Source organism: Mycetocola sp., from assembly GCF_046716805.1.
Classification (GTDB): Bacteria; Actinomycetota; Actinomycetes; order Actinomycetales; family Microbacteriaceae; genus Mycetocola_A.
Genome location: NZ_JBKJWH010000178.1, coordinates 1 through 8647, shown reverse-complemented (window position 1 = coordinate 8647; position 8647 = coordinate 1). Strand labels below are relative to the sequence as shown.

Sequence of the window (8647 nt, the reverse complement as noted above, 5' to 3'; positions counted from 1 at the left end):
AATAGTGTTTCGGCGGCCATAGCGAGAGGGAAACGCCCGGTTACATTCCGAACCCGGAAGCTAAGACTCTTTGCGCCGATGGTACTGCAGGGGGGACCCTGTGGGAGAGTAGGACACCGCCGGACTTAACTTAAGAAACAGAAAAGCCACCCTTCGGGGTGGCTTTTCTGCGTTAACGGCTCTTTCTTCACGACCGCCAGCGAAGCGACTACTCTCGGAAACACCATCGCACACGAACGAAGGAGTTCCGTGACCAGCAGGGTTTTCGTCCGCGCCGAAAGCGCGCCAGGTGAGAAGCGCGTCGCCGCAAGTCCTGACAGCGTCAGGAAACTGCGGGCAGCGGGACTCGACGTGAGCGTCGCCTCCGGGGCTGGGCGGTATGCCGGCATCAGCGATGAGGCTTACGCCGGTGCCGGAGCGACTATCGTTCCGACCGGGCATCAGGTGGAACTCGACGTGCTCTTCCACGTTCGCCCGCTGACGGCATCCGACCTGGGAAGCCTGCCCACTGGCGTGATCACCGTGGGAGTCGTCGATCCGTTCAATCACGTTCCTGTGCTGCAGAAAGCTGCCTCCTCCGGGCTCACAACGTTCGCCCTCGACTTTTTGCCGCGGATCTCGCGCGCGCAGTCGATGGATGTGCTCTCATCCCAGGCGCTGCTGGCCGGCTATAAGTGCGTTCTGCTGGCCGCCGACGCGTTCGATCGCATCTTCCCGATGACAATGACCGCGGCGGGAACGCTCGCTCCCGCCCGCGTCCTCGTGCTCGGCGCCGGGGTCGCCGGCCTTCAGGCCATCGCTACAGCCAAACGCCTCGGCGGGGTCGTCAGCGCGTACGACGTGCGTTCGTCATCCGCCGACGAAGTCCGTTCGGTCGGCGGTACGTTCATCTCCCTCGACCTCGAGGCTGCGGATGCCGCTGGCGGCTATGCCAGGGAGCTGGGGGAGGCGAGAGCGCAGCGTCAGCGAGAACTGCTCACCCCCTTCGTCGAAGCGGCTGACATCATCATCACGACCGCTGCGGTTCCCGGCCGACCGGCACCGCAACTCATCACGTCAGCGATGATGGCTGGCATGAAGCCAGGCTCCGTTGTCGTCGACCTCGCCGCCGAGACCGGAGGAAACGTCGAGGCGTCTGCGCCGGGGGAGCTGATCTCGTTCCCGGTGACGGCCGGCCAGGTCACCGTCATCGGAGTGCAGGACATCCAGTCCGAGCTGGCCGTCGACGCGTCGAAGCTGCTCGCGATGAACTTCGCCAACTTCGTCACGGCGCTGACGGTCGACGGCACAGTCCTGCCCGACTTCAGCGACGAGCTGGTCAGCGGATCCTGCCTCACCCACGAGGGCGCCATCATTCACCCACGGATCACCGAGCTGCTGACCGAGGAGGTCGCGCGCTGATGGACGTCTTCGCTGTGATCACCATCACCGTCCTGGCGGTGTTCCTCGGTTTCGAGGTCGTCTCCAAAGTCTCGAGCACTCTGCACACACCGCTGATGTCCGAAGCGAATGCGATCCACGGCATCATTCTCCTCGGCGCCGTCATGGTCGCCGGGCAGGCGACCGAACCGCTTCCGCTTGTCCTTTCCCTGCTCGCCGTCCTCCTCGCCACGATCAACATCGTCGGTGGATTCGTTGTCACCGACCGGATGCTTGTCATGTTCGCGGCTAAACCGGGTCGAGCGGCCCGTAAGGAGAGGGTGAAGTGAAACTCCTCAGCGACTCCGCCGTGCTCGCCGGCTACCTGATCGCCGCTGTTCTCTTCATCCTCGCGCTCAAGGGTCTGAGCTCCCCGCGTAAGGCACGGCGCGCGAACCGGCTCGGCGCGACCGGTGCTGTTGTCGCGATCGGCGTCTACGTGCTCGGTCATGACATCCGTAACGGAATCTGGATCGCCCTGGCCGTCGTGGTCGGCGCGGTTATCGCCGTTCCCGCTGCCCGGCGGGTGCAGATGACCCAGATGCCCCAGCTCGTCGCGGCCTTCAACGGTGTCGGCGGCGGCGCGGCCGCACTCGTCGCCGTTGTCGAGTTCACCCACGGGCCGGACGTCTGGGCTGGCGCTGTCATCGCTTTCACCGTCTTCATCGGCGGCCTTTCGCTCACCGGATCCTTCATCACCTTCGGCAAGTTACAGGGCATCATCACCTCCCGGGCCGTGGTTTTCCCCGGACTCGGCGTCCTCCTCGGTGTGCTCACACTCGGCGCGGTGGCGACGGCCGTCGCCATGGTGATCACCGGCAGTCTTCTGTATGCCGCGGCGCTTCTCGGGATCGGCCTGATCGTCGGCGTCCTCTTCGTTCTGCCCATCGGCGGCGCAGACGTGCCCATCGTCATTTCACTGCTCAACGCCTTCACCGGGCTCGCGGTCGCCGGGTCCGGTGTCGTTCTGTCCAACGTGCTGCTGCTCATCGCCGGAACCCTCGTCGGCGCCAGCGGTACGATCCTCACCATGTCGATGGCCACCGCCATGGGCCGCAGGGTGACCGGCATCGTGTTCGGCGCGTTCCGAAGCACCGGCACAATCGGGGCGGATGCCGGAGCGGTGGACCGCCCGGTTCGGACGGTGACTCCGGAGGACGTCGCAATCCTGCTCGAGTATTCGAGCAGGATCGTCATCGTTCCCGGCTACGGCCTCGCCGTCGCCCAGGCGCATCACGCCGCGGCCGAGCTCGCCGAACTCCTGACTGGCAGGGGAGCGGACGTGGTCTTCGGCATCCATCCCGTGGCCGGCCGGATGCCCGGGCACATGAATGTGCTGCTCGCTGAGGCGAACGTCCCGTACGAGTCTCTCCTGGAGATGGACGTTGTGAACGGGCAATTCAAGTCCACGGACCTCGTCTTGGTCATCGGAGCGAACGACGTGGTCAACCCAGCAGCAAAGTCGTCACCGGGGTCACCGATCTATGGCATGCCCATCCTCAACGTCGCTGAAGCGAAACAGGTCGTTTTCCTCAAGCGCAGCCTCAACCCGGGATTCGCCGGAATCGAGAACGAGCTCTTCTATGACCCGAAGGTGTCCATCGCCCTCGGCGACGCGAAGGCGACGCTGACCCAGCTGCTCACCGCGTTGAAGGCGAACGTGTAGAGCTGAGGATTGAAGCATCCTGCGTCGGACCTTATGCTGGGGAGGCTGTGGCGTCGAGGGAGACCTGATGGAAGAGTTGACCGAAGGGCAGATCCGGGCATCGTTTCTGAACTGCGCCACGGCTGAGGCCACCCGCTTGTTCGTGCCGTCCGGCCTGGCGTTCGCGCCGTGGGACGAACTCGACTATTTCGGGTGGAGCGATCCGAACACCCCGGGGCGGTACTCCCTGGTCTTCTGGCGTGCAGATTCGCCGGCCGGGATCGTCCTGCGCCGCGCCGACCGGGTGGCCCGAATCCAGGTTCACCTCTGCAGCTTTTGCCACACGTCGCAGCCAGCGAACGACGTCGCTCTCTTCGTCGCGCCGCTCGCCGGTGAGGCAGGCCGGAACGGCAGCACCGTTGGCACATACATCTGCTCAGAGCTGACCTGTTCCGCCCATGTGAGGCTGCAGCCGTACGCCGCGCCGATCCAGCCGTACCCGACGACCGTCATGCGAGCGAACCGGGCGCGGTTGCTCGAGAGGGTCGACCGCTTCGTCGCCGACATCGAGCGCCGGCGCTGACGTGAGTCAGGTCTGACAACGCGGGCACCAGTAGGTTTCTCGCTGTTGAACCGGGGTCGGCCCGAGGAAACCCGAGCGGATTCGCGTCCCGCAGCGGCGGCACGGCTTGCCACCCCGTCCGTAGACCCAGGTCTGCTGGCCTGGCCGGGTGTCGCCGGTCGTCGTGCGTTCGACCCGATCGCGGTTCGCGAGGATCAGGCGATGCGACAGGGCGACGAGGGCAACAACATCCGTGTCGCCGATCGGATGAGTCGGCAGGATGCCGCGGACGAAGCACAGTTCGTTGGCATAGACGTTGCCGAGGCCGGCGAGGTTGCGCTGGTCGAGAAGGGCGACGGCCGCGGGGCGCTCAGGAACCGACTCCAGCCGGGCGATCGCCTCGACTGTGTCCCAGTCGTCGCCCAACAGGTCCGGCCCGAGGTGGCCGACGACCGTGTGCTCATCGCTTCGGGCAATCAGCTCGACGACCCCGAGCTCGAATCCGACGCTGAGCCAGTGCGCCGTTCCGACCAGCGCCCGTGCCTGGAATGCGGGTCGCTTCCACGCCGATCCCGGCCGATAGAGGTGCCAGGTGCCCTCCATTTTGAGGTGGCTGTGGAGGCTGTAATCGCCCACCCGGTGCAGCAGATGCTTGCCCCGGCTGATGACACCTTCGATCCGTTCACCGGTGAGATCGCTTGTCGCGAAGGCCGGGACCCGGATGTCCCAGGTCGTCACCGTCGCGCCCTCGAGCACGTCATTCAGGTGGCGCGCGGCCCGGTAGACGGTATCGCCCTCAGGCATGCCGCATCCTCAACCCGCGTGGCGTCTCGGTGAATCCAGCCTCCCGAAGGGCCGCTCCAGCCGGCGTGCCCAGCACGAAGACCCCGTTCACCTTCTCGATGGCGAGCTTGTCGATCCGGCCACGGCGCACCAGCTCGGCGACGGACGCCGCAGCGATCGTGAGCACGGATTCGTCGTCGGTGAACGTGAGCAGGGTCTTTCCGCCCCGCTCCACGTACAGGGTGAGCGCACCGTCGACGAGGGTGACGAGACTGCCCGCCTTCCGTCCCGGCCGGTGCTTCGTGCCAGGGCTCTCGACGGTCGGCCAGGCCAGCGCCGCGCCGTACGGGTTCGCCGGGTCGGTTGCCGCGAGCGTCACGACGACGCGATCCGCGGCATCCGGAACATCATTCGCGTCGCTCCGGGCGAAGGAGCGCAACCGGTCCACGGTGCCGGCGGTCGCGAACTGGGCGGCGCCGAGCCCGTCGATGAAGTAGCCGCGCCGAGCCCGGCCGGTGTCTTCGAACGTGCTGAGCACGCGATAGGTGAGGGCGAACCCGCCCGGCACACCTTCGCTCATCACCGAACCACGGGTGACGACGCCGTAGCGTTCGAGAAGCGTTTCGGCGGTCGCAGCGGTGCGGACCGTCGCATCCTGCTCGGCGAGGGGCAGGATCGACCAGCGCCCGCCGAGCGCCGGCGTCACCCGCGTCGACATGCTCGGCCGGCTGAGCGGTCGACCCCGGTACATCCGCGAGCGTGGAGCCGCACGCTGCGTGCGGTGCGCACCGCCGCCGTGCCCGGTGAGGGTTCGCAGCGGAGCGAGGGTGTCGTTCGTGATGAGGCCGGCCCAGACCAGCTCCCAGAGGGCGGCGACGAGGGACTTGTCATCGGCCGCTCCGGTGGCCTCGGCAAGCTGAGGGAAGAAGAACGCTCCACCCCCGCCGAGCGCGAGCAACACTTCACGTTGGAGCTCATCTGGCTGGTGCTCCGGCACGAGGGGCAGGGTCAGGTGGGCGGTTTCAGCGAGATGCAGGGCGACCCAGCCGTCGTTGCCCGGCAACGCCCCCGCTCCAGACCAGAGCACCTCGCCCGTTGCGGTCAGTTCGTCGAGCATGGCCGGTGAGTAGTCGGTCACGCGCTGGGGCAGGATGAGCGACTCCCACGCCGAAGCGGGGATGTTCACGCCGGCCAGCTGGTCGATGACGGATGCCACACCGTCGACACCGCGCAGGCGGCCGCCGACATTCTGCCAGCTGGGCAGGAACCGGGCGAAGGCCTGCTGCTCCACCGGCTCGACCTCGTGCCGGAGGGCGGCCAGGGAACGGACCCGGAGACGCCGGAGCACCTCGGAGTCGCACCATTCGGTGTTGTCCCCGATCGACTCACGGCCGGTGGCGAGGAACTCCCCGCGCATCACACGGCGTGAATCGGCGAGCCGAACAAGCGTGTGCTGGGCCACAGCGCTCCCGAGACCGAACCGGTCGGCGACCTCCTGTGTGGTGAACGGGCCGTGGGTGCGGGCATAGCGAGCGATGAGGTCGCCGACGGGGTCCGCGACGGGTTCGATGAACGCGTCGGGGACGCCGATCGGCAACGGTACCCCGAGTGCATCGCGCAGCCGGGCGGAGTCTTCGATGGCAGCCCACCAGGCCGTGCCAGCGAAGCTGACACCGATGACGCGTTTCGCGCGCGCCAGCTCGGCAAGGTGCACCGTGGCATCCTCGAGCGCATGCTCCGATTCGAGCCGCGCGGCGACCTCGTCGAGCGGCAGCGGTCCGAGCATGCGCAGCAGGTCGGCGACACCTTCGACGCCGCGGGCCTTTCGGGATTCCGCCAGCCGTTGCAGTTCACTCTCGGTCTGCGCGATGACTCCCGGGTCGAGCAGCTCACGCAGCTCCACCTGACCGAGCAACTCGGCGAGCAGGGCCGAGTCGATGGTCAGCGCGGCCGCCTTGCGTTCGGCGATCGGGCTGTCGCCCTCGTACATGAACGCGCCGACGTAGCCGAAGAGCAGCGACTTCGCGAATGGCGACGGCGTATCGGTCGTGGTCTCGACGATCCGGATGCCGCGGCTCGCCAGCTTCTTCGCGATGCCGAGCAGGGCAGGCAGGTCGTAGGCATCCTGAAGACATTCCCGCACGGTTTCGAGGATGATCGGGAACGCCGGGTACTTGCGGGCGACGTCGAGCAGTTGCGCCGATCGCTGGCGTTGCTGCCACAGGGGGGCGCGTTTGCCGGGGGAGTAGTTCGGCAGAAGGAGGGCACGGGCAGCGCACTCGCGGAACCGTGACGCGAACAGCGCCGAGCCGCCGACCTGCTCCGTGACGACGGCTTCGAGTTCGTCGGCGTCGAAAACGAACAGCTCGGCACCGGGCGGTTCGATCTCGGTGTCCGGGATGCGCACAATGATGCCGTCGTCGCTCGCGATCGAAGCGCCGTCGATGCCGAACCGCTCCTGCACGCGGGCGCCAACGGCGAGAGCCCACGGTGCATGCACCTGCATGCCGTAGGGGGAATGCAGGATCACCCGCCAGTCGCCGAGTTCGTCGCGGGAGCGTTCGACGACAAGCGTCCTGTCGCTCGGGATGTGCCCCGTGGCCGTGCGCTGCTCGGTGAGGTAGGCGATGAGGTTCGTCGCCGCCCGCGAATCGAGGCCTGCCCCGGCGAGCCGTTCGGCGGCATCCGTCGCTTGTGCCGAGTCGATGTCCCGCATGAAGGCACCGACCGCTTCACCGAGTTCAGCCGGCCGGCCGAGCCCGTCGCCTTTCCAGAACGGCAGCCGACCCGGCTGGCCGTAGGCGGGAGTGACGAGGACGCGGTCGTGGGTGATCTCCTGGATCTTCCAGCTCGTCGCGCCCAGCGCGAACACGTCGCCGACCCGGGATTCGTAAACCATCTCCTCATCGAGTTCGCCGACCCGGGAGCCTGCCCCCTCCGCGTTCCCTGACACCATGTACACGGCGAAGAGCCCACGGTCGGGTATCGTGCCACCGCTCGTCACCGCGAGGCGTTGCGCTCCAGGCCGGCCGGTGAGGGTGCCGGCGTCACGGTCCCAGACGATACGGGGGCGCAGCTCGGCGAATTCGTCGCTGGGGTACCGGCCGGCGAGGAGGTCGAGCGTCGCCTCGAACGCCGATCGCGGCAGGCGGATGAACGGCGCGCTGCGCTTGACCTGCTCGAACCACACCTCCACGTCGATCGGTTCGAGGGCGGTCGCGGCGACGGTCTGCTGGGCGAGGATGTCGAGCGGGTTCGACGGCACCGCGAGCGACTCGATCTGGCCGGAGACCATGCGCTCGGATGCCACGGCGGAGTTGACGAGGTCGGCCCGGTGTTTCGGGAACAGCACACCGCGGGAGATCTCGCCCACCTGGTGCCCTGCCCGGCCCACGCGCTGCAGCCCGCTCGCGACAGACGGCGGAGACTCCACCTGCACGACGAGGTCGACCTCGCCCATGTCGATGCCCAACTCGAGACTTGACGTCGCCACGACGCAACGCAGCCGACCGGATTTGAGGTCGTCTTCGATCAAGCCGCGCTGTTCCTTCGACACCGAGCCGTGGTGGGCGCGCGCCAGCTGCGGAGCGTTCACGTCGCGGGCGGCGGTCTGCCCGCTCGCCCCGAGGAGGGCGGCCGGCGGCCGGGAGCCCACCTCGGCGACCGCGCCGACGAGGTCCTCGACCGGTTCGGCCGCCGCCATCCGTTCGTCGTAGATTTCGTTGAATCGGGCGGTCAGACGTTCAGCCAGGCGCCGCGAGTTGCTGAACACGATCGTCGACCGGTGTTCGAGGATGCGGTCGACGATCGCCTCCTCGACGTGCGGCCAGATCGACCCGGCGCGCTCGCCGTCTTCCTGGATGGCGCCGGCAGCTGAGCCCTCCCTCGGCTGGGCAGCCGCGGCAAGGTTGGTCATGTCGTCGACCGGCACGACCACGCGGAGGTCGAAGCGTTTGGAGGCGGGGGGCGCAACGATCTCGACCGGGGCGGTGCCGCCGAGGAAGCGGGCGACCTCCTCCCGCGGACGCACCGTCGCCGACAGTCCGATGCGCTGCGCCGGTTTTTCGAGCAGGGCGTCGAGGCGCTCGAGCGACAGCGCCAGGTGTGCACCGCGCTTGGTCGCGGCGACGGCGTGAACCTCATCGATAATCACCGTCTCGACCGAACGCAACGTCTCACGGGCCGCCGAGGTCAGCATGAGGAACAGGGATTCCGGGGTCGTGATGAGAATGTCCGGC

Annotated in this window: 6 protein-coding genes and 1 rRNA gene; 5 read left to right on the top strand and 2 right to left on the bottom strand. The window is 67.6% G+C overall.

From position 1 onward, the window contains the following. Positions 1-8: 8 nt before the first annotated feature. From rrf to ACLQ62_RS14260, 5 genes are all read left to right on the top strand, one after another. Positions 9-125 (top strand): 5S ribosomal RNA (gene rrf, locus ACLQ62_RS14280). A 124-nt stretch (positions 126-249) separates the two neighbouring features. Beyond that, positions 250-1401, top strand: coding sequence for an NAD(P) transhydrogenase subunit alpha (locus tag ACLQ62_RS14275; protein WP_411722297.1), 1152 nt, complete (start codon positions 250-252; stop codon positions 1399-1401). After that, a complete protein-coding gene (locus ACLQ62_RS14270; RefSeq protein ID WP_411722296.1) occupies positions 1401-1709 on the top strand; it encodes an NAD(P) transhydrogenase subunit alpha in 309 nt (102 codons plus the stop codon). The genes ACLQ62_RS14275 and ACLQ62_RS14270 overlap by 1 nt, the downstream gene beginning before the upstream one ends. Next, entirely contained in the window at positions 1706-3085 is a 1380-nt protein-coding gene (locus ACLQ62_RS14265) for an NAD(P)(+) transhydrogenase (Re/Si-specific) subunit beta (protein WP_411722295.1), read from the top strand. The genes ACLQ62_RS14270 and ACLQ62_RS14265 overlap by 4 nt, the downstream gene beginning before the upstream one ends. Positions 3086-3152: 67 nt before the next feature. Next, entirely contained in the window at positions 3153-3647 is a 495-nt protein-coding gene (locus tag ACLQ62_RS14260) for an FBP domain-containing protein (protein WP_411722294.1), read from the top strand. A 6-nt stretch (positions 3648-3653) separates the two neighbouring features. On the opposite strand, the gene ACLQ62_RS14255 is transcribed toward ACLQ62_RS14260, so the two are convergent. After that, positions 3654-4430, bottom strand: coding sequence for a DNA-formamidopyrimidine glycosylase family protein (locus ACLQ62_RS14255; protein WP_411722293.1), 777 nt, complete (start codon positions 4428-4430; stop codon positions 3654-3656). After that, on the bottom strand, positions 4423-8647 hold a 4225-nt coding region (locus tag ACLQ62_RS14250; protein WP_411722292.1), incomplete at its 5' end, for an ATP-dependent helicase. The genes ACLQ62_RS14250 and ACLQ62_RS14255, both read right to left, overlap by 8 nt.